21 protein-coding genes are annotated in these 20244 nt (G+C 55.8%); 5 read left to right on the forward strand and 16 right to left on the reverse strand.

What is annotated here, in order from left to right:
- Positions 1–70: 70 nt before the first annotated feature.
- The 11 genes from nei to ACK13D_RS10855 all read right to left on the reverse strand — a co-directional run bounded on the left by nei (position 71) and on the right by ACK13D_RS10855 (position 9299).
- Positions 71–859: an endonuclease VIII gene (gene nei / locus ACK13D_RS10805; protein ID WP_033766694.1), complete on the reverse strand. Its 789-nt coding sequence runs from the start codon at positions 857–859 to the stop codon at positions 71–73.
- An 11-nt stretch (positions 860–870) separates the two neighbouring features.
- Positions 871–1518, reverse strand: coding sequence for a pyroglutamyl-peptidase I (pcp, locus tag ACK13D_RS10810; protein ID WP_346446363.1), 648 nt, complete (start codon positions 1516–1518; stop codon positions 871–873).
- A 6-nt stretch (positions 1519–1524) separates the two neighbouring features.
- Positions 1525–2541, reverse strand: coding sequence for a DUF979 domain-containing protein (locus tag ACK13D_RS10815; RefSeq protein WP_346462147.1), 1017 nt, complete (start codon positions 2539–2541; stop codon positions 1525–1527).
- Positions 2541–3269: a DUF969 domain-containing protein gene (locus ACK13D_RS10820; protein WP_346465274.1), complete on the reverse strand. Its 729-nt coding sequence runs from the start codon at positions 3267–3269 to the stop codon at positions 2541–2543. Before ACK13D_RS10820 ends, ACK13D_RS10815 begins: the two co-directional genes overlap by 1 nt.
- 53 nt (positions 3270–3322) lie before the next feature.
- Positions 3323–4060 carry a 5-oxoprolinase subunit PxpA gene (gene pxpA / locus ACK13D_RS10825; RefSeq protein WP_045140672.1) on the reverse strand — a complete coding sequence of 246 codons (738 nt, stop codon included), beginning with the start codon at positions 4058–4060 and terminating at the stop codon, positions 3323–3325.
- The gene (gene pxpC / locus ACK13D_RS10830; RefSeq protein ID WP_010671294.1) at positions 4050–4979 is read right to left on the reverse strand and encodes a 5-oxoprolinase subunit PxpC; all 930 of its coding nucleotides are present in this window, start codon (positions 4977–4979) and stop codon (positions 4050–4052) included. The genes pxpA and pxpC overlap by 11 nt, the downstream gene beginning before the upstream one ends.
- The gene (gene pxpB / locus ACK13D_RS10835) at positions 4973–5629 is read right to left on the reverse strand and encodes a 5-oxoprolinase subunit PxpB (protein WP_033756894.1); all 657 of its coding nucleotides are present in this window, start codon (positions 5627–5629) and stop codon (positions 4973–4975) included. The genes pxpC and pxpB overlap by 7 nt, the downstream gene beginning before the upstream one ends.
- 159 nt (positions 5630–5788) lie before the next feature.
- A complete protein-coding gene (locus tag ACK13D_RS10840; protein ID WP_010260703.1) occupies positions 5789–6532 on the reverse strand; it encodes a type 2 GTP cyclohydrolase I in 744 nt (247 codons plus the stop codon).
- Positions 6533–6550: 18 nt separating this feature from the next.
- Positions 6551–7975: a deoxyribodipyrimidine photo-lyase gene (phrB, locus tag ACK13D_RS10845; protein ID WP_191924564.1), complete on the reverse strand. Its 1425-nt coding sequence runs from the start codon at positions 7973–7975 to the stop codon at positions 6551–6553.
- A gap of 12 nt (positions 7976–7987) precedes the next feature.
- On the reverse strand, positions 7988–8944 hold the full coding sequence (locus tag ACK13D_RS10850; RefSeq protein WP_010671291.1) for a YbgA family protein: 957 nt from the start codon (positions 8942–8944) through the stop codon (positions 7988–7990).
- 154 nt (positions 8945–9098) lie between these two features.
- Entirely contained in the window at positions 9099–9299 is a 201-nt protein-coding gene (locus ACK13D_RS10855) for a DUF2517 family protein (protein WP_010671290.1), read from the reverse strand.
- Positions 9300–9556: 257 nt separating this feature from the next.
- Between ACK13D_RS10855 and kdpE the strand changes: the two genes are divergently transcribed.
- A complete protein-coding gene (kdpE, locus tag ACK13D_RS10860; RefSeq protein ID WP_346551205.1) occupies positions 9557–10231 on the forward strand; it encodes a two-component system response regulator KdpE in 675 nt (224 codons plus the stop codon).
- Between the two features lie 271 nt (positions 10232–10502).
- Here the strand turns inward: kdpE and pgm are convergent, their stop codons facing one another.
- Complete coding sequence (gene pgm / locus ACK13D_RS10865) at positions 10503–12143, reverse strand: phosphoglucomutase (alpha-D-glucose-1,6-bisphosphate-dependent) (protein ID WP_010260692.1); 1641 nt, start codon at positions 12141–12143, stop codon at positions 10503–10505.
- Positions 12144–12169: 26 nt separating this feature from the next.
- Positions 12170–12718, reverse strand: coding sequence for a replication initiation negative regulator SeqA (gene seqA, locus ACK13D_RS10870; protein ID WP_010260690.1), 549 nt, complete (start codon positions 12716–12718; stop codon positions 12170–12172).
- 250 nt (positions 12719–12968) lie between these two features.
- Here seqA and ybfF point away from each other — a divergent pair, with 250 nt between their 5' ends.
- The 4 genes from ybfF to fur all read left to right on the forward strand — a co-directional run bounded on the left by ybfF (position 12969) and on the right by fur (position 15632).
- Positions 12969–13733, forward strand: a complete 765-nt coding sequence (ybfF, locus tag ACK13D_RS10875; RefSeq protein ID WP_033766681.1) for an esterase — start codon at positions 12969–12971, stop codon at positions 13731–13733.
- A gap of 168 nt (positions 13734–13901) precedes the next feature.
- Positions 13902–14177, forward strand: a complete 276-nt coding sequence (gene ybfE / locus ACK13D_RS10880) for a LexA regulated protein (RefSeq protein ID WP_010260688.1) — start codon at positions 13902–13904, stop codon at positions 14175–14177.
- A 132-nt stretch (positions 14178–14309) separates the two neighbouring features.
- On the forward strand, positions 14310–14840 hold the full coding sequence (gene fldA, locus ACK13D_RS10885; protein ID WP_010260687.1) for a flavodoxin FldA: 531 nt from the start codon (positions 14310–14312) through the stop codon (positions 14838–14840).
- 348 nt (positions 14841–15188) lie between these two features.
- A complete protein-coding gene (gene fur / locus ACK13D_RS10890; protein ID WP_009091454.1) occupies positions 15189–15632 on the forward strand; it encodes a ferric iron uptake transcriptional regulator in 444 nt (147 codons plus the stop codon).
- Positions 15633–15703: 71 nt separating this feature from the next.
- Here fur and ACK13D_RS10895 read toward each other — a convergent pair whose 3' ends face one another.
- From ACK13D_RS10895 to nagE, 3 genes are all read right to left on the reverse strand, one after another.
- Positions 15704–16099 (reverse strand): hypothetical protein, encoded by a 396-nt coding sequence (locus ACK13D_RS10895; RefSeq protein ID WP_010260686.1) that lies wholly within the window; start codon positions 16097–16099, stop codon positions 15704–15706.
- A 235-nt stretch (positions 16100–16334) separates the two neighbouring features.
- Positions 16335–18002 carry a glutamine--tRNA ligase gene (gene glnS / locus ACK13D_RS10900; protein WP_010260682.1) on the reverse strand — a complete coding sequence of 556 codons (1668 nt, stop codon included), beginning with the start codon at positions 18000–18002 and terminating at the stop codon, positions 16335–16337.
- Positions 18003–18154: 152 nt separating this feature from the next.
- Positions 18155–20182, reverse strand: coding sequence for an N-acetylglucosamine-specific PTS transporter subunit IIBC (gene nagE, locus ACK13D_RS10905; RefSeq protein ID WP_033779582.1), 2028 nt, complete (start codon positions 20180–20182; stop codon positions 18155–18157).
- Positions 20183–20244 lie beyond the last annotated feature (62 nt).

Raw genomic sequence — 20244 nt, forward strand, 5'->3', positions numbered from 1 at the left:
CCCGGATTCGAGTTTGTCAGCTGTTTGCAGTAAGAACCTTTTCCTGTTTTGTTCGCCAATGCGGTCGCCCCTATCTCTGACAACCCGGACACCAGTAAAAAGGCCGTGATGAGAGCGTGCCCTTCTCAATCACCGTGCCGCAGCGTCGGCATTTTTTGCCCTGCCGATGAAACACCTCAAACTGAAACGCCGCTTCCTCATGATATTTCTTCATGGTTCCACGCATCCGATAGGCATGGCGCGGCACTGAAAGCAGCGCTTCGCTGAAAGCAGTCAGCTGATCGTTACTGAGATCCTGCGCCCGATGATTTGGCAGCAACTGTGCCAGCCAGAGAATTTCGGCACGCAGGTAGTTTCCCAGCCCGGCCAGAAAAGCCTGATCCAGCAGCAGACCACTGAACTGCCGCCGCCGGAAACGGGGTGACAGCAGCCGCTCTTTCACCTCTTCCACTGTCAGCGCACTGTTCAGCACATCCGGCCCGATACGATTAAGAAACGGATGCGCCGCCAGCGTATCTGCGTTGAGCAGCTCAATATCTGAGGCGCTGTAGAGCAGAATCGCTTTGCCCGCCGTCGCCAGTCGCACTCGCAACTGACGGGTGGAATTGAGTTCGGTGTCAGGTTTTACAATGCGCCAGACACCATACAGCTGGTTATGACTGTAGAGCGTCAGGCCATTGCTGAAATGAGTCAGCAGCGCTTTTCCCCGCGTCTCAATCGCCTGAACCTGCTCACCAATCAATGCCGGTTCATAGGTCTTGAGCTGAGGAAACGCGAACCACGCTTCCGTTAAGGGCTGACCCACAATGGCGTCTTCAAGTTTATCCGCCACGCGACGAATTTCCGGTCCTTCAGGCATCGTTCATCCTCTTAATGGGTGGCGCCGCCAGCCTGTCTGATATCCTCGCCGGTCTCCAGCGTGACCTTTACCGCAATTTCCAGCGACTGAATAATGGACGCCAGCGCCATGCTCGGTGCGCCCGGATGCTGCGCCGCCTGTTCAGGCAGATAAGGAATATGGATAAAGCCTCCCCGCACCGGACTGTCATGCTGCTCAAGCCAGTGCAGCAGGCCGTACATTACGCGGTTACAGGTAAAGGTGCCCGCCGTTTGCGACACTGACGCGGGGATCCCCGCTTCCCGCACCGCCGCCACAATCGCTTTGATGGGCAGACGGGAAAAATAGGCTGCCGGGCCACCAGCTACGACGGGCTCATCCACCGGCTGATGACCGGCGTTGTCCGGGATACGGGCGTCATCGACATTAATACCAATACGTTCAACGGTAATGTCGCTTCGCCCGCCCGCCTGCCCCACCGACAGAATCGCATCCGGTTTCACCTCTTCCAGCGCCTTATTCAGCACCCTGAGTACCTCGCTGAATACCACCGGCAACTGGCGGATCACTATCGTCGCCCCGCTAATCTGTTTACCTTCCAGCGCGCGCACCGCTTCCCATGAAGGGTTAATCGTTTCACCGCCAAAAGGTTCAAAGGCGGTCATCAGGACAGTTTTCATGCAACCTCACAGGAACATCAGGAAATAGAGCAGGAAAATATTAACGATTAACAGTAGCACACCGGTCGGAATCTGAGCCTTGATCACCGCGTTACGATCGGGCAGTTCCAGCAGCGCCGCCGGGACGATATTGAAGTTGGCCGCCATCGGCGTCATCAGCGTGCCGCAGTAGCCGGAGAACATGCCAATTGCCGCCATCACTGCCGGATTTCCGCCGTGCTGCAACACCAGAATCGGGATGCCGACGCCTGCGGTGATAATCGGAAACGCCGCAAAAGCATTACCCATGATCATGGTTAACAGCGCCATCCCGACGGCATAGACGGTAACCGCGACAAAGCGATTATCCACCGCCAGCCAGGTTTCTGTCAGATGCGAAATAGCACTGCCCACGCCCGCGCTGGTAAACAGCAGCCCCAGGGTGGCGAGGATCTGCGGCAGGATAAAGGCCCAGCCAATCGAATCCAGCAGGCGACGGGTCTCCTGCATCGACTGCACCGGTTTCTCGTGGGTCAGTTTTAACGCCACCAGCCAGCCAATCACACAGCCGACCATCATTGAAAACAGCGTCACCAGCGTGGCGTGGTTACCGGGGCCGAACACCGCATCCTGCAAACCGGGAATATGGTTAAACGCCAGCACACCGACCACGGTCACGACCGGAATCGCCAGTGCAGGCAGAAACAGTTTATTGCGCAGACGCAGCGCACTGGCCTGTTTCTCTTCATCGCTGCGCTGATGATAGCGACCCAGCCTGACACCGCCAAATCCGGCAATCAGCGCCATCACCACCACAATGACACCGATGCCGATGTGCAGCATACGGGTGCCCGCCGCATCTGAACCCATCCAGGCGCTCATCAGTTGTGTCGTCCAGTCACCGACCAGAAAAACCAGGCCATACAGCGCCCAGAACAGTCCGGTGGTAAAGCGACGCGGATTCGCGCTGTCACGCCAGGAAAGTAACGCCACCACCAGCAGGATAATGCCCGCCAGCCACATCAGATATTGTTGCTGGAACATTACTCACCTCCTTTGGCTTTCAGCGCCTGACGGTTCAGCTGCTGCAGCTCACGCGCCAGTTGCCGATCCAGCCGTACCAGACGTGCCGAGTGGATCAGGAACGCGGCGACGGCAGTCGGAATGCCCCATAAGGCGATGTGCAGCGGTTCGGTCTGAATCCCGGCTGACTCCTGCATAAAGTTATGCATAAAGATAATCGCGCCAAACGCCACAAAGATATCCTCACCAAAGAAGAGGCCGATATTATCGGTCGCCGCTGACATCGCTCGCAGCCGATAACGCAGCTCAGGTGAGATCTCGCCATAGCGGCTTTCAGTTGCTCCTTCCGCCATCGGTGCCAGCAACGGACGCACCATCTGCGGATGTCCGCCGAGACTGGTTAACCCCAGCGCGGCGGTGATTTCGCGCACAAACAGGTAGACGATCAGCAGCCGTCCGGCGGTTGCCGTTTTGATCTGTGCAATCCACGCCTGCGCCCGCTCTTTCAGTCCGTGACGCTCCAGCAGGCCAATGACCGCCAGCGGCAGCAGCAGGATCAGCGGCAGGTTGCGGGTGTTAAGAAAACCCGCCCCGAGCTTTTCCAGAATGTCCGCCAGCGGCATCATCGCGGCCAGACCGGTCACAAACCCGGCGACAATCACCACCAGCACCGGATTGAACCGTAACAGGAAGCCGACGACGATGGCGGCGATGCCCAGTAATGGCCAGAGATTTACTGCACTATCCATGGATTTCCCTCAGAGTTGAAAAACCCGGCATACGCCGGGCTAAGTGTGGTTATTCAGTTGCTGGTGACACGAATCTGCTGATCGGCAAACGCATCACGCAACCGCTGTGCAAATTGCAGGGCGTGCGCGCCGTCGCCATGTAAGCAGACGGTCTGTGCATTTACCGCTACCCATTCTCCGGTGATACTTTTAACTTTGCCCTGCTGCACCATCGTCAGCGTCTGACTGATAGCCAGCTGTTCATCTTCAATCAGCGCGCCCGGCTCGCTGCGCGGCACCAGCGCACCGCTGCTGAGATAGCCACGGTCGGCGAACACCTCTTCCCGCGTACGTAGGCCGTAGTGCGCCGCCGCGCGAATCGATTCGCTGTTAGCCAGTCCCACCACAATCAGCTGGCTGTCGACAGCCCTGATGGCGCGGGCAATGGCGTCCGCCAGCACCGGATCGGCCGCAGCCTGGTTGTAGAGCATGCCGTGCGGTTTAACATGAAGCAGCCGCGCACCTTCGCTTTCCGCCAGACTTTTCAGCGCACCAATCTGGTAGATCATCTGGGCGTAGACCGTTTCCGGCGGCAGCTGCATGGCGCTGCGGCCAAAGTTCTCCCGATCGGGAAAAGCGGGATGCGCACCAATTGCGACGCCGGATGCCTGTGCCCAGCGCACCGACTGCAGCATGGTCTGCGCATCACCTGCGTGAAAGCCACAGGCGATGTTGGCGGAACTCACCAGCTTCAGCAGTGCCTGATCGCTGGCGCAGCCCTCGCCCAGGTCGGCGTTTAAATCAATTTTCATTGAGTCCCCACTTCATCTGGTCCAGTGCGCGTTGCTGATGCTGACGTGCCAGCATCGCTTCCGGCAGGGTGCAGTGAATAAAATGAATCGGCTCACCCAGCCGGATTTGTGCCAGGTGATAGAGATCGGCTTCGATAACCGAGGCGATGCGCGGATAGCCGCCGGTGGTCTGGGCATCCGCCATCAGCACGATAGGCTGTCCGTTCGGCGGCACCTGAATCACACCCGGCATTACGCCGTGTGACAGCAGCTCGCGCGGGCTCTCGCGCTCAAGCTTGCGTCCCTCAAGCCGGTATCCCATCCGGTTACTTTGCGGGCTGAGTTTCCATGCGGTACGCCAGAACGCCTGCTGCGCTTCGCGGCTGAACTCGTGATACTCCGGGCCAGGTAGTGCGCGGATGCGGTTGCCCCATAGCAGTTGCCGCACCCCGACTTTACGGTCAAACGTGCGGGTCGGTTTACCCAGCGGGAGCTGATCGCCATCCTGCAAGGCTCGCCCCTGAAAGCCGCCAAATTTTGCTTTTAGATCGGTGCTGGCAGAGCCGAGCATCGCAGGAATATCAAAACCGCCCTGCACTGCCAGATAGCTGCGCATACCGCGCTGCGGCATCGCCAGTGACAGGAGCTGCCCCCGTTTCACCGGCGTGCGCCAGCCCGTCCAGACCGGCTGGCCGTCAAGCTCCGCATGGCAGCCTGCGCCGGTCAGCGCAAACCAGCCATCGCGGGTAAACTCCGCTTTGAACTGGCCGAGCACCATCTCCAGCACCGCGCTGTCGGGATCATTGCCCACCAGCACATTGGCGGTGAACATCGCGGGATGATCCAGCACACCGCCAGGGCTGATGCCATACTGACGCCAGCCGTAACGGCCCGCATCCTGAATAGTCGCGGCCAGGCCGGCTCGCAGAATGTTTAACATACGCCCTCCTGTTGCGGCACAAAGCGAACCCTGTCACCGGGACGGAGCAGCGTGGGCGGTTGCTGCAGGGGATCAAACAGCGCGGTGCGCGTCTGGCCAATCAACTGCCAGCCGCCGGGCGAAGCCAGCGGATAGACGCCGGTCTGGCTGCCGCCGATGCCCACCGAGCCGGCGGGCACTGCAACCCTGGGCTCAGCACGCCGCGGGATGTGCAGGCGCTGATCCAGTCCGCCCAGATAGGGAAAACCGGGCTGAAAGCCGATAAAAAAGACCACATAGTCGCTGCTGCTGTGCAGCTCAACCACCTGACGGGGCGTCAGCGCGGCGTGTTCCGCCACCACCGTCAGATCGGGGCCAGACTTGCCGCCATAGATCACCGGGATCTCCACCTGACGCGACTCCGGCAACTGCGCTTCACTCTCTTCCCACCAGCGCTGAAGCCGCTCTATTGCGTCCAGCGCGCTCTGCTGGGGATCACGCAGGATCAGGGTGATGTTATTCATGCCGGGGATTACCTCCAGCACGCTGGCATAGTCGTGCAGTCGCTGATTCAGTCCCCAGATTCGTTGCTGGCTCTCCAGTGAGACCGGCGGTTCCAGCTCCAGCACGACAGCGCGTTCACCCAATAAATAACACCGTGCTCGTTGCAACAGCTACCTCCCGCTCAGTTGAGATCGCGCCTGGCCGACCTGACCGGATGCCCGGTGCAGCCCATTGCTTATCTACGTAAAGCAAACAGTTATGCGAAAGTGACAGGGATGTGTCAACAGATTTAGGTCCTGCGCAGGCGCGCAGGACAAGGGAGAGTGTCAGGCAGGATTGGGGATATCGATGAAGGTCACATCAAGATCGTGGTGTTGCGCCAGCCAGTCGCCCAGCGCTTTTACGCCGCCGCGCTCGGTGGCGTGATGGCCTGCGGCAAAGAAATGCAGCCCCTGCTCACGCGCGCTGTGAATAGTCTGTTCAGAGACTTCACCGGTGATAAAGGCATCGACGCCCGCCGCCGCGGCCTGGTCGATAAAGCCCTGCCCGCCCCCGCTGCACCAGGCAATACGACGGATCAGCGCTGGCGCGTTGTCACCACAATGCAGGGGTTCACGTCCCAGCCGCTCACCGATTCGGCGGGCCAGCTGTTCGCCGGACAGGGGCTCAGCCAGCTCACCCCAGAACACCAGCGGCATCACTTCGCCGCGCACTTCGATATCCAGCAGTTTCGCCAGCTGGGCGTTGTTGCCTAATTCAGGATGCGCGTCGAGCGGCAGATGCCAGCCATAGAGATTGATATCGTTGGCCAGCAGGGTCCGCAGACGACGGCGCTTCATGCCTTTAATCGCGGCCGGTTCACTTTTCCAGAAATAGCCATGATGGACAATAATCGCATCGGCCTGACGCGCCACCGCCTCATCCAGCAGGGCCTGACAGGCAGTGACGCCGGTGATAATCGTTTTGATCTCGCTGCGTCCCTCAACCTGCAAACCGTTGGGGGCGTAATCGCTGAAACTGTGGCTATCGAGTTGCTGATTGATGAGCGTCTCTAATTCGTAATGGTTCATTCAGGCTCCTTCGAGGCCTCAGGCTGCGCTCTTGGCGCGCTCAAAGGCGTCTAATGTCTTTTTACGTGCCACCTTATGATCCACGATTGGTGCCGGATAATCGAGTTTCTTATGATGCTTCTCCGCCCAGACATGGGGCTGGTGAATATCACTGTCGGGGACCCCGGCCAGTTCAGGCAGATAGTGACGGATAAAATCCCCCTTCTCATCGAAGCGCTCGCCCTGCGTGGTCGGGTTAAAGATGCGGAAATAGGGCGCCGCGTCCGTGCCGGTCGAGGCCGCCCACTGCCAGCCGCCGTTGTTCGCGGCCAGGTCACCATCAATCAGCTGCTGCATGAAATAGCGTTCACCTTCACGCCAGTCGATCAGCAGATCTTTGACCAGGAAACTGGCGGTGATCATTCGTAAGCGGTTGTGCATCCAGCCCAGCGCCTTCATCTGACGCATTGCGGCATCGACAATCGGATAGCCGGTTTTACCCGCTTTCCACGCGTCGAAATGTGCGTCGTTACGCTGCCATTCAACGTTTCGCGTCCAGTCGATAAACGGCTTGTGTCGGCACAGCGCCGGCCAGGCAACCAGCAGATGACGGTAGAATTCACGCCAGATCAGCTCGTTCAGCCAGGTGAACGCGCGGCTGTTCTCCAGCGCATCGGGATGTTCATGCAGCACGCGATGCAGGCACTGACGTGGCGACAGTACGCCGGTCGCCAGATAAACCGACAGACGGCTGGTGGCGTCCAGCGCCGGAAGGTCGCGCTTAGCGGGATAGTCGATAACCGGTTGTGTGGCGAAATGGCGCAACCGCTTCAGCGCCGCCGCTTCGCCTGGCGGAAACAGATCCTGATCAAAGGCTTCGGTCGGATAGTCAAAGGCGGGAATCGGGGAGGCTTTCAGCGGTGCGCCTTCGCGCGCTTTCGGCGCAGGCACGCACTCAGGCAGACCCTGCTGCAAGCGGCGGACAAAGGCTTTGCTGAACGGGGTAAATACCTTATACATCGAGCGATCGCCGCTCTGCACACTGCCGGGCGGCAGCAACAGGCTGTCATCAAAGCCCTGGCAAATCACGCCCGCGTCGTCGAGACGCTTTTCAGCCTCCGCATCGCGCTGGCGTTCATTAACTTCATACTGGTAATTATAGAAGAGCTGATCGACCTGCTGCTTAGCGCAGAACTGCAGCAGCGCATCAATACTGTCGCTGAAGGCGTGACACGCCTGATAGTGCAGTTCAATGCCCCGCTCCGCCAGCGCACGCTGCACCTGCAACAGACTGGCGTGGATAAACGCCGCCTGCTTCGGTGACATGTCATGCTGCTGCCACTGTGCTGGCGTGGCAAGGTAGAGCGCAATCACTTTTGCATCGCTGTCGCGGCAGGCGGCGTGCAGCGCCAGATTGTCGTTGACGCGTAAATCGTTACGCAGCCAGACCAGATGGGTGGTCATACTCCTCCTGTATTACTGTCCGTAGCGTAAGCACAAGGCTTCGGGATAGGGATCGAAATAGCGTTGCTGGGCCAGCCACGGGTGCGGGTACTCCGCCATGTAGTGTTTGAGAATGGTAATCGGCACCAGCAGCGGTTGTGTGCCCTGACGATAGCGGTCAATCAGCGTTGCCAGCTCCTGGCGCTGCGGTGAGCTCAGATGCGTGCGGAAATAGCCCTGCACATGCATCAGCACATTGGTGTGATTGCGACGTGAGGCGGGACGTGACATCAGTTCCATCATGCGATTGCGGTACTCAAAGGCAAACGCGTCCAGCGACTCCCACTGGCTCATGGAGGCGACAAAGGGTCCCAGCTCGCGGTATTTCTCCTGCGAATGCGCCAGCATCATCAGCTTGTAACGGCTGTGGAAGGCGATCAGTCCCTGCCGGGTCAGACCGCTTTCCCACATCTGATTAAATTCATGCAGCGCGCAGACACGACCGATAAAGTTCTCACGCAGCGCGGGATCGTGCAGACGACCATCTTCTTCCAGCGGCAGCCAGGGCATCTCGCGCTGCAGGAATTCAGTAAAAATACCGGTGCCTGCTTTGCGGTTATTGTTGTTATCGGGCTCATAGACCCGCACCCGCTCCATGCCACAACTGGGTGATTTGGCGCAGAGGATATAGCCACAGAGGTGATGCAGCGATTTTACCCGCTCAGCAGACCAGTCACGCATCTGCGTCGTAACCTCTTCTCCGCCATCTTTGCTGAAGCAGAGATGCAGCTCATCATCGCCCTGCTTCACCAGACGCAATGCCGGGCGCGGCGTTGGCAGACCAATCGCCATCTCAGGGCAGATGGGCTCAAAACGGACAAATGGGGTGAGATCGTCGGTCGCAAAAGTAAGACGCTTATGCCCACCATCAAATCTGACGCGGTCGCCGAGCAGGCATGCACTGATTCCAACGGGGATTTTGTTGCTCATACTTGTACAACCTCCGAAATCTTGTAGAGGTTTAAGTGTAGCGTAAAATGGTCAGGAATAAAGGGTTAAAACGGGATTCCGGATCGCTTATTCTCAGAAAAAACGCAAAAAAAAGCCCGGTCAGTTGACCAGGCCTGTTTTGCGGCAGGGGAAATCACCAGAACGCGCCACCACCCGCTTCAGCCTGCGCCAGCCAGACCGGCTTGGCGCTGGTCTTACACCAGACGCGGTGCAGGTAGCTGTAGAAACGTGCCCGATCCTGTCGAAACAGCATAACAGGAAGCGCCAGTACGCCGAGAAGAACCACCAGCGTACGTCGCGCAATAATTTTATAACGTGGATAAGCCCGATACATGGTTTCTCCTCCTGGTAAGTGAAAAAGTGTGAATGTGATCTGTGTTCAACTTTACGCCAGGTTGTGTAATTTTACTACTCATCTGACCACTTATTTGCCGCTATTTTTACTGTTTAAGCATCAACCTGTAATTAAGTTACAAAAAGGTTACCGCCTGGTTGCGTTGGCGTTGAAAGGGCCGACAGATTATGGTCGCGGACGCCAGCATAAAATGTTGATAAAGTAGCGCTTCGGTCCCCACTCAAGGCAGGTATTGCGTGACCACGGTTTTGATCGTTGAAGATGAAAAAGAGATCCGGCGCTTTGTCCGGCTGGCGCTGGAAAATGAAGCCCTTAAGGCGTTTGATGCCGATACACTGCAACGCGGACTGATTGAAGCGGCGACCCGCAAGCCGGACTTAGTGATCCTGGATCTGGGTCTGCCGGATGGAGATGGCACCGATTTCATTCGTGACCTGCGACAGTGGAGCGCCATACCGGTGATTGTGCTGTCAGCGCGCAGCGATGAGCAGGATAAGATCGCCGCACTGGATGCGGGGGCAGATGACTATCTGACTAAACCCTTTGGCATTGGCGAACTGCTGGCGCGCGTCCGGGTTGCGCTGCGTCGTCATAGTGGCCAGCAGCCGGATGCCAGGGTGACGTTCGCCGACGTCAGCGTCGATTTCGCCGCACGACGGGTACAGCGCGGCAGCAGCGAGATTCACCTTACCCCGATTGAATTTCGTCTGTTGAGTATTCTGCTGAACAATGCCGGTAAGGTGCTGACGCAGCGGCAGTTGCTGAGCCAGGTCTGGGGACCCAATGCGGTGGAGCACAGCCATTACTTGCGCATCTATATGGGACATCTGCGCCAGAAACTGGAAGCCAATCCGACACAACCGGCTCATCTGCTGACGGAAACCGGGATCGGCTATCGCTTTATGCCATAAAAAAAGGCGCCAGAGGCGCCTGAGACTGTCAACAAATTCTGGCCCGGTTCGCTGTGAGACCGAGCTTGCTCAGGAAACAGGGTCAGATCGGAAAGACGCAAAAGCCGTCATCCATGACACGCTCGGCCCACGCCATCCATGGCGTGGGACGCTTTCCTCTTCTGACCCTGTTCCCTGCGCGTTAAATAAATCCGTTGCGGTCAGATTTACTCTGATGTGAGTTTACCAGCAGTCTGAGGCGCGCGATGCGCCTCTTTATCTGCCCGACTAATCAGGCGTTTTTCAGCACTTCGCTGACAATCTCAACGGCTTCTTTCTCAATCTGCGCGCGGTGTTCAGCGCCCAGGAAGCTTTCACAGTAGATTTTGTAAGCGTCTTCGGTGCCTGAAGGACGGGCAGCAAACCAGCCATTCTCCGTCATCACTTTCAGACCGCCGATAGATGCACCATTACCTGGCGCGGCAGTCAGACGAGCGGTGATAGGATCACCTGCCAGCGTATCAGCGCTGACCATCTCCGGTGACAGCTTCGACAGCGCGGCTTTCTGCGCTGAGGTGGCTGATGCCTGCAGACGGTTGTAGCTTGGTGCGCCAAAGCGTGCTGCCAGTTCGTCATAGTGCTGCTGCGGATTTTTACCGGTTACGGCAGTAATTTCAGCGGCCAGCAGACACATGATGATGCCATCTTTGTCCGTAGACCACGGCGTACCGTCGAAACGCAGGAATGAAGCGCCTGCGCTCTCTTCGCCACCGAAACCGAGGCTGCCGTCATACAGACCATCAACAAACCATTTGAAACCCACCGGCACTTCCACCAGCTTGCGACCAATGTCGTTGACCACACGGTCAATCATGGCGCTGGAGACCAGGGTTTTACCCACGGCAACATCCTGACCCCACTGTGGGCGGTGCTGGAACAGATAGTTGATCGCCACCGCCAGATAGTGGTTTGGATTCATCAGACCCGCCGGGGTCACAATGCCGTGACGGTCATAATCGGGATCGTTGCCGAACGCCAGATCGAACTTGTCACGGTAAGCCAGCAGGCCTGCCATTGCGCTTTCAGACGAGCAGTCCATGCGGACCACGCCATCTTTATCCAGATGCATAAAGCGGAAGGTCTGATCGACCGCGTCATTCACCAGCGTCAGATCCAGCTTGTAGTGCTCAGCAATACGCTGCCAGTAAGCAATACCGGAACCACCCAGTGGATCCACACCCAGCTTCAGGCCCGCTTTCTGAATCGCCGGGAAGTCGATAATCTCTGCCAGACCTTCAACATAAGGCTGGATCAGATCTTTTTCGACCACATGACCGCTGGCCATCGCCTGCTCCAGCGGCAGACGTTTCACCTCTTTCAGGCCATCTTTGATCAGCTGATTGGCACGATCTTCAACCACTTTGGTGACGTTGGTATCAGCAGGTCCGCCGTTAGGTGGGTTGTACTTGATGCCGCCATCTTCCGGTGGGTTATGCGACGGCGTAATCACGATGCCGTCAGCCAGCGCGCCACCCGCTTTGTTGTGCTCAAGAATCGCATTCGAGATCGCAGGGGTCGGCGTATAGCCATTATCCTGCTGCACAATCACATCAACGCCGTTCGCCGCCAGCACTTCCAGAACAGACAGGATGGCGGGTTCTGACAGCGCATGGGTGTCTTTACCGACGTAGCAAGGCCCGGTGATACCATTCTTTTTACGCTCTTCGGCAATCGCCTGAGCGATCGCCAGAATGTGCATCTCGTTGAAGCTTTGACGCCCTGCACTGCCGCGATGGCCGGAAGTGCCAAATTTCACCGCATGTTCCGGGTTCGCCACATCGGGCTGCAGGACATAATATTGTGACGTTAATTGTGCAACGTTAATCAAATCGCTCTGCTGGGCGGGTTGCCCGGCACGTGGGTGATTGGCCATTGGCGCTGCTCCCTGACGCTTAAGTTTTAAATGGTGCCGCAAACTTTCTCGGTCAGTTCCGCAGGGAACTGCATCGAGAGCATGATGTGTTCGATCATGCTGCATTTACGACCAGTATTGGTGTTGGTGATCACCCAGTACGGCGTGCCGGGCACATGCTTCGGCTTAGTATGGGTGCCATTCTGCAACAGCGTATGCTCATCACCTGCAAAATAGACGCGGGTGCGGCCCTGCAGAGATGCAGTAGCTTCAGCAAAGGCTGCGGTATCAAGACGATAGAGCGTTGACAAGATAAGCATAAAGCGATTCACCGCCCGCTTCTGCTCCGCATATTCATCGGAAAGCAGCAGCTCGCGCACCGCGCGGACACGATCCTGCGGGCGCGAACCCACAGACGCAGGCTGGGACTCTTTCGCTGCATCTTTTGAGGCTGGCTGTGCAGGCGAAGCGGGTGCAGTCTGACCGGCCGTGAACTTCAGCATACGACGCAGAATGTCGGATGCGCTTTCACCAATGTGTTGCGTGTGGCTGGCAATATAACGGTAGAGCTCTTCGTCAACTTCGATCGTTTTCATCTTATTCCGTACGGTTCTTTCTCATGACAGAACCACCTGTTTCCTGAAAAGCTCTGAGTATAGTCAGGCAATTCAAAGGGTGTGTGGGTTCTAACATCAGGATTATAAAGTTAAAGTCAGGCGGGTTGTTAGCAATCAAACGGTTTACGGGCAAAAGTCAGAATATGTCCTAATGCCGCCGGAACCGGCGCGCCTGAAAAGGTGAAACCATGATAACCTAAGCTCAGGTCTCAAACTTAAGAACTTTGCTATGATTTTGAACGCCCGTCTGCAAACTGAACAATCCCCTGCTGATTCTCTGCCCATCCTGCTTATTCACGGTCTGTTTGGCAGTCTCGATAACCTTGGCGTGCTGGCGCGCGGGCTGAAAGATGCCGGTCCGTTGCTGCAGGTAGATGTCCGCAACCACGGACTTTCACCACGATCTGACGAGATGAACTACGCTGTAATGGCGCAGGATATGGTCGAAACACTGGATGCACATGGCATTGATCGCGTCGCGGTGATCGGACACTCGATGGGCGGTAAAATCGCCATGACCATGAGCGCGCTGGTGCCGGAACGCATTGAGCGCCTGGTGATGATCGATATCGCCCCGGTGGATTACCAGACGCGCCGTCATGACCAGATATTTGCCGGCATTCGTGCCGTCACCGATGCGGGCGTCTCATCCCGCAGCGAGGCGGCGAAGGTCATGCGAACGCTGATCGAGGAAGAAGGGGTGATCCAGTTCCTGCTGAAATCCTTCCAGGAGGGGGAGTGGCGCTTCAATGTCCCGGTGCTGTGGGATAACTACACCACGATATCTGGCTGGCAGCCGGTTCCCGCCTGGAATCACCCGGCGCTGTTTATTCGCGGCGGCGACTCCAGCTACCTGGATAACAGCTATCGCGATGCGTTGCTGCAGCAGTTCCCGGCCGCTCAGGCGCATGTGATCGGTGGCGCAGGACACTGGGTTCATGCAGAGAAACCCGATGCCGTTTTGCGCAGTGTCCGTCGCTTTTTTGCGCTTTAAAAGCAAATAGATGGCGGTAAAAGTTTAGGATTGGCGTCCGGCGTAAGCGTGAAGTATGATGGCGCGCTAAAATTTTGCCGCGGGTCAGTTTTGCTGCGGCAATGGCCAATAATTTATAATCTGCGCGGTGAGTGTCTGGCGCCCGCCCCCATTCAGTTTTACTAAGCCATGGCAAAAGAACAGACTGACCGCACGACGCTCGATCTCTTTGCTGATGAGCGCCGCCCTGGTCGACCCAAAACCAGTCCGCTTTCGCGTGATGAACAGCTGCGCATTAACAAGCGCAATCAACTGAAACGTGACAAAGGACGCGGGCTTCGTCGTGTCGAACTGAAAATGAACAGTGACGCCGTCGATGCACTCAATACGCTGGCAGAACAGCGCAATCTCAGCCGTAGCGAACTGATTGAACAGATGCTACTGGCACAGCTCAAACTGGATTAATGCGGGCAAATCGCACGCAGGAGCAAATGTCGGGGCTTTAACCGTTCACCGGTTTTCTCTCGTCTGCTATTATTCGCTGAAATGTGCTGCGGCACACATCTCATCATCAGGATTTAAGAGGTTATTTTACTCATGGCACTCGTAGGCATCTTCTTCGGCAGCGATACCGGCAATACCGAAAACATTGCAAAAATGATCCAGAAACAGCTGGGTACAGATGTTGCAGAAGTCCATGACATCGCAAAAAGCACAAAAGAAGATCTGGAAGCGTTTGATATCCTGCTGCTGGGTATTCCGACCTGGTACTACGGCGAAGCGCAGTGCGACTGGGATGACTTTTTCCCGACGCTGGAAGAGATCGATTTTAACGGCAAGCTGGTTGCGCTGTTTGGCTGTGGCGACCAGGAAGATTACGCAGAGTATTTCTGTGATGCCATGGGCACGATTCGCGACATTATCGAACCGCACGGTGCCGTGATTGTCGGACACTGGCCAACTGAAGGCTACCACTTCGAAGCTTCGAAAGGCCTGGCCGATGACACCCACTTCCTGGGCCTGGCCATTGACGAAGATCGCCAGCCTGAGCTGACCAGCCAGCGTGTTGACCAATGGGTTAAGCAGATTTTTGATGAACTGCAGCTGAAAGAGATCATCGAAGCCTGATCCTGCCCGACTCAATGTGAGCGCCAGCTCACATTGAGGCAATGAAAATGCCTATAGAAATAATAGCCACATTTTTTTAACTTTCTCCGTTTAATCTGTAGAATACCCGCATCGATCTTCCGCTTATTTTCTCAGGCGGCAAGACTAAGTGATGTGCTAACAGACCTCTGTCAGAATCTTCCCCGGCCCGGTGACGAATCCCCAATAGCCCATGATGATTCAGACACGCCCTCTGGTTTTCATTTCATCGCTTCAGTTCTATAATGAGACGCAAATGAGAATGAGCACAGATCGACATTCAAGGCGATAAGCCACAAAAGTGAATATTAGTAACAGGACAAAATCCGCATGACTGACAACAACACCGCATTAAAGAAGGCTGGCCTGAAAGTAACGCTGCCCAGACTGAAAATTCTGGAAGTGCTTCAGGAACCTGAGTGCCATCACGTCAGTGCGGAAGATTTGTATAAACGCCTGATCGACATTGGCGAAGAGATTGGCCTGGCGACCGTTTACCGTGTTCTGAACCAGTTTGATGATGCCGGTATTGTGACTCGTCACAACTTTGAAGGCGGCAAGTCTGTCTTCGAACTGACGCAGCAGCATCACCACGATCACCTGATCTGCCTGGATTGCGGCAAGGTTATCGAGTTCAGCGACGAATCGATTGAAACGCGTCAGCGTGAAATCGCGACCCGCCATGGCATCAAGCTGACCAACCACAGCCTCTATCTCTATGGACACTGTACGCTGGGCGATTGCCGTGAAGACGAAACGCTGCACGACCAGTAACGCTGGCGCGGCCTGAAATAAAAAAACCGGTGAATTCACCGGTTTTTTTTCGTCTGTTTTCTGCCCTCACCTCAGGCGACCAGCGTCTCCTGCAGATAGCGCCAGCGTGGAATAGAGCTGCTGCAATCCAGAATGGCCAGCGAAATGCGGCTCTGGTTATTGCCGTTCATCATCTGCATTTCGCGATACTGTACGACGATCTCTTTTTCATGATGAGAGAGAATGACATGTTCACAGGTGGCAATGCGCATCCCTTCCCGCTGCCCTTGTAACTGCTGGAAAAGATCCTCGACCTCGTTCAGATTGTACTCTTTGCCCTTTGGGGTCACCATGCGAAATTCAGGATGAAAATAGGACATCAGCAGCTGGAAACTGTCATCAGATCCGGCTGGCTGATTAAAAATACGTTCAATGAGCTGATGTAAAACGACGACACTGTGTTTGGCTTCCTGGGCGAGAACTGTCATTTTTTTTCCTTCTGTAACCCGCTTTGCAACCTCTGAGAGCGGATAGCCTACCTGAAAGCTGACAATTCACATCCTGAAATTGATTAATTTTTTTAAACTCAGATTGCTCCCACAAGGCGGTATTGAACCGGTTGTGGTTAGTGCAGAATAAACGTCGGCGATGGTAAAAATCGGGGCAATAAAAAAGGGCGATAAATCGCCCTTTTGTCATTTTATGAGGTCAGCCCCAAAAAATTTATTCGCCCGTTTTGGTCCAGGTATCACGAAGACCAACGGTGCGGTTAAACACCAGTTGCGTGGGTTTCGAGTAAACGCTGTCGGCGCAGAAATAACCTTCACGTTCAAACTGAAACGGTGTTGTTGGTTCCACATCGCGCAGGCTGGGTTCAACAAAGCCGTTTTTGATGGTCAGTGACTCAGGATTAATGACCGCCAGGAAATCCTCTGCAGCAGCCGGGTTTGGCACACTGAACAGACGATCATACAGACGGAACTCAGCTGGCTGCGCGTGATCCGCAGAAACCCAGTGAATCACGCCTTTGACTTTGCGGCCATCGGCTGGATCTTTGCTCAGCGTATCAACATCGCTGGTGCAGTAGATGCAGGTAATGTTGCCCGCTTCATCTTTGGCGACCCGCTCAGCACGAATCACATAGGCGTTACGCAGGCGGACTTCTTTGCCCAGCACCAGACGCTTATATTGTTTGTTCGCCTCTTCACGGAAATCCGCGCGATCGATCCAGATCTCGCGGCTGAACGGCACTTCACGCGTGCCCATCTCCGGTTTACCCGGATGATTTGGCATGGTGACGATTTCGCTATGGCCTGCTGGCAGGTTTTCGATCACCACTTTAAGCGGATCTAAAACCGCCATGGCGCGGGGCGCATTCTCGTTGAGATCATCGCGGATACAGGACTCCAGCGAGGCCATCTCCACGATGTTATCCTGCTTGGTCACGCCAATACGACGACAGAACTCACGGATAGAAGCGGCGGTGTAACCACGACGACGCAGACCTGAAACGGTCAGCATGCGCGGATCGTCCCACCCTTCTACGTGCTTCTCGGTCACCAACTGAGTGAGTTTACGTTTCGACATCACCGCATACTCCAGATTCAGGCGCGAGAATTCATACTGACGCGGATGAACCGGAATAGTGATGTTGTCCAGCACCCAATCATAGAGACGGCGGTTGTCCTGAAACTCCAGCGTACAGAGCGAGTGCGTAATGCCTTCCAGCGCATCGGAGATGCAGTGGGTAAAGTCATACATCGGGTAGATGCACCACTTATTGCCGGTCTGGTGGTGTTCCGCGAACTTGATGCGGTAAAGCACCGGATCGCGCATCACGATAAAATTAGAGGCCATGTCGATTTTGGCGCGCAGACAGGCGGTGCCTTCGGCAAACTCACCGTTTCGCATCTTCTCAAACAGCGCCAGATTCTCTTCCACGCTGCGATCGCGATAAGGGCTGTTTTTACCCGGCTCTTTCAGGGTGCCGCGATATTCACGAATCGCATCCGGACTCAGTTCATCAACGTAGGCCAGTCCTTTGGAAATCAGCTCGATGGCATAGTTGTAGAGCTGATCGAAATAGTTTGATGAGTAACAGACCTCACCGCTCCACTCAAAACCCAGCCACTGAACGTCACGCTTGATGGATTCAACGAATTCCATATCCTCTTTAACCGGATTGGTATCGTCGAAACGCAGGTTGCATTGCCCCTGATAATCCTGGGCGATGCCAAAATTCAGACAGATCGATTTCGCATGACCAATATGCAGATAGCCATTGGGCTCCGGCGGAAAACGGGTATGCACGCTGCTGTGCTTACCGCTCGCCAAATCTTCGTCAATGATCTGACGAATAAAGTTAGTTGGGCGGGCTTCAGCCTCACTCATCTCAAAAATCCTCAATACGAATAACGGGTGATTTGTACCACGAAGTAACGGAGTATGATCCACAAAGCGTCTGAGGGAAACAACCGTTTGTTAAGCCTTTAAAACAAAAAAGGCAGGAATCGCTTCCTGCCTGTGGGGTTCTGTTGCGGGGATTAGCCTTTCACTTCATACAGCGGGGTTTCCCCTGCTATTACCTGACCCTGTGCCAGTAAAGTCAGACCGGCGAAATCGTCGCTGTTGCTGACCACGACCGGACTCACCATTGAGCGGGCATTGGCGTTAAGGAATTCAAGGTCCATCTCCAGTACTCGCTGACCGGCGACCACGCTGGCCCCCTCTTCAACCAGACGGGTAAAGCCTTTACCTTCCAGCGCCACGGTATCCAGCCCCATGTGCACCACAATCTCCACGCCATTGTCGGTTTCCAGACAGAAGGCATGATTGGTGTTAAAGATTTTCACCAGCGTACCGGCAATCGGTGCCACTACCCATTTGTCGCTGGGCTTGATCGCCAGACCGTCGCCCACCGCTTTGCTGGCAAAGGCTTCATCCGGCACATCATCCAGCGCCACGACTTCACCGCTGACCGGCGCCAGCAGCGTGGCGATGACCTGCTTCTCACTGTTCAGCACCGCCTGCGGTTTAACGTCCGGCTCGGCCGGCGCACTGCTGGTAGCCGCTGCAGCGACCGGACCTTTGGTCAGCACTTTTTTCATGGCCGAGGCGATGCTTTCTGCCTGGGTACCTACGATGATCTGCACGCTCTGTTTGTTAAGACGGATCACACCGGACGCGCCAAGACGCTTAGCAACCGCCTCATTCACCTGCGCCGAGTCATTCACGTTAAGACGCAGACGGGTGATACAGGCATCGATGCTGGTTAAGTTAGCTGAACCACCAATCGCCCCAATGTAACGGCGCGCCAGTGACTCTGTGGCACTTTCACCGTTATCCGTTTTATCAACGTTAACGTCATAACCATCAGTTTCATCACCATCAACCGCCAGCTCGCGGCCCGGCGTCATCAGGTTGAATTTTTTGATGGTAAAGCGGAACACCACATAATAGATAACGAAGAAGACCAGACCCTGCGGGATCAGCATGTACCAGTGTGTCGCCAGCGGATTACGGGTCGACAGCACCATATCCACCAGCCCGGCGCTGAAACCAAATCCGGCAATCCAGTGCATGCTGGCAGCGATGAAGACAGAAATACCGGTCAGGACGGCGTGGATCAGATAAAGCACGGGTGCCACGAACATGAAGGAGAACTCCAGCGGTTCGGTAATACCCGTAAAGAAGGCAGCAAACGCCGCGGCCAGCATGATACTACCCACTTTGACGCGGTTCTCAGGACGTGCACAGTGGTAGATAGCCAGCGCAGCACCCGGCAGACCAAACATCATGATCGGGAAGAAGCCCGCCTGATAACGACCGGTGATGCCGACAGTTGCCGATCCGTCAGCCAGTGACTGTGCACCGCCAAGGAATTTAGGAATGTCATTAATGCCCGCAACATCGAACCAGAACACCGAGTTCAGGGCGTGATGCAGACCGACCGGAATCAGCAGGCGGTTAAAGAAGGCGTAGATACCGGCACCGGCAGAGCCGAGCTTCTGGATATGTTCACCAAAGCCGACCAGACCGTTAAAGATAACCGGCCAGATATACATCAGGATAAAGGCGACCAGGATCATCAGGAACGAAACGAGAATCGGCACCAGTCGCCGTCCGCTGAAGAAGGAGAGTGCTTTCGGCAGCTCGACGTGGCTGAAGCGGTTATAGACCTCCGCCGACAGGATACCGACCAGAATACCGACAAACTGGTTATTAATTTTACCAAACGCCACAGGCACCTGGTCAACCGGCATCTTCTGTATCATCGCCACCGCGGCCGGTGAGCAGAGCGTGGTGACTACCAGGAATCCGACAAAGCCGGTCAGGGCTGCCGCACCATCTTTATCTTTCGACATGCCATACGCGACACCAATCGCAAACAGCACTGACATGTTTTCGATGATGGCAGCACCAGATTTGATCAGTAACGCCGCCAGCGCATTACCTGCGCCCCAGCTGTCTGGATCGATCCAGTAGCCCACGCCCATTAATATCGCTGCTGCTGGCAGGGTTGCTACCGGCACCATCAGTGCGCGCCCCACCTTTTGTAAGTAACCTAACATATCCCCTTCCCCCTATGAGCCTGACTTGTCGCTTTGCGCTGCTTAATGTTGTTATGTCAGCT

The sequence above is a fragment of the Pantoea sp. K16 genome, from assembly GCF_048452805.1.
GTDB lineage: Bacteria > Pseudomonadota > Gammaproteobacteria > Enterobacterales > Enterobacteriaceae > Pantoea > Pantoea agglomerans.

Excerpts from the sequence above, each read along its gene's own strand:
- pxpA (WP_045140672.1), bottom strand. The coding sequence starts at position 4,060 with ATGAAAATTGATTTAAACGCCGACCTGGGCGAGGGCTGCGCCAGCGAT.
- pcp (WP_346446363.1), bottom strand. The coding sequence starts at position 1,518 with ATGAAAACTGTCCTGATGACCGCCTTTGAACCTTTTGGCGGTGAAACG.
- seqA (WP_010260690.1), bottom strand. The coding sequence starts at position 12,718 with ATGAAAACGATCGAAGTTGACGAAGAGCTCTACCGTTATATTGCCAGC.
- pgm (WP_010260692.1), bottom strand. The coding sequence starts at position 12,143 with ATGGCCAATCACCCACGTGCCGGGCAACCCGCCCAGCAGAGCGATTTG.
- ybfF (WP_033766681.1), top strand. The coding sequence starts at position 12,969 with ATGATTTTGAACGCCCGTCTGCAAACTGAACAATCCCCTGCTGATTCT.
- ybfE (WP_010260688.1), top strand. The coding sequence starts at position 13,902 with ATGGCAAAAGAACAGACTGACCGCACGACGCTCGATCTCTTTGCTGAT.
- ACK13D_RS10820 (WP_346465274.1), bottom strand. The coding sequence starts at position 3,269 with ATGGATAGTGCAGTAAATCTCTGGCCATTACTGGGCATCGCCGCCATC.
- glnS (WP_010260682.1), bottom strand. The coding sequence starts at position 18,002 with ATGAGTGAGGCTGAAGCCCGCCCAACTAACTTTATTCGTCAGATCATT.
- ACK13D_RS10855 (WP_010671290.1), bottom strand. The coding sequence starts at position 9,299 with ATGTATCGGGCTTATCCACGTTATAAAATTATTGCGCGACGTACGCTG.
- fur (WP_009091454.1), top strand. The coding sequence starts at position 15,189 with ATGACTGACAACAACACCGCATTAAAGAAGGCTGGCCTGAAAGTAACG.
- pxpC (WP_010671294.1), bottom strand. The coding sequence starts at position 4,979 with ATGTTAAACATTCTGCGAGCCGGCCTGGCCGCGACTATTCAGGATGCG.
- fldA (WP_010260687.1), top strand. The coding sequence starts at position 14,310 with ATGGCACTCGTAGGCATCTTCTTCGGCAGCGATACCGGCAATACCGAA.
- phrB (WP_191924564.1), bottom strand. The coding sequence starts at position 7,975 with ATGACCACCCATCTGGTCTGGCTGCGTAACGATTTACGCGTCAACGAC.
- nei (WP_033766694.1), bottom strand. The coding sequence starts at position 859 with ATGCCTGAAGGACCGGAAATTCGTCGCGTGGCGGATAAACTTGAAGAC.
- ACK13D_RS10815 (WP_346462147.1), bottom strand. The coding sequence starts at position 2,541 with ATGTTCCAGCAACAATATCTGATGTGGCTGGCGGGCATTATCCTGCTG.
- nagE (WP_033779582.1), bottom strand. The coding sequence starts at position 20,182 with ATGTTAGGTTACTTACAAAAGGTGGGGCGCGCACTGATGGTGCCGGTA.
- ACK13D_RS10840 (WP_010260703.1), bottom strand. The coding sequence starts at position 6,532 with ATGAACCATTACGAATTAGAGACGCTCATCAATCAGCAACTCGATAGC.
- ACK13D_RS10850 (WP_010671291.1), bottom strand. The coding sequence starts at position 8,944 with ATGAGCAACAAAATCCCCGTTGGAATCAGTGCATGCCTGCTCGGCGAC.
- ACK13D_RS10895 (WP_010260686.1), bottom strand. The coding sequence starts at position 16,099 with ATGACAGTTCTCGCCCAGGAAGCCAAACACAGTGTCGTCGTTTTACAT.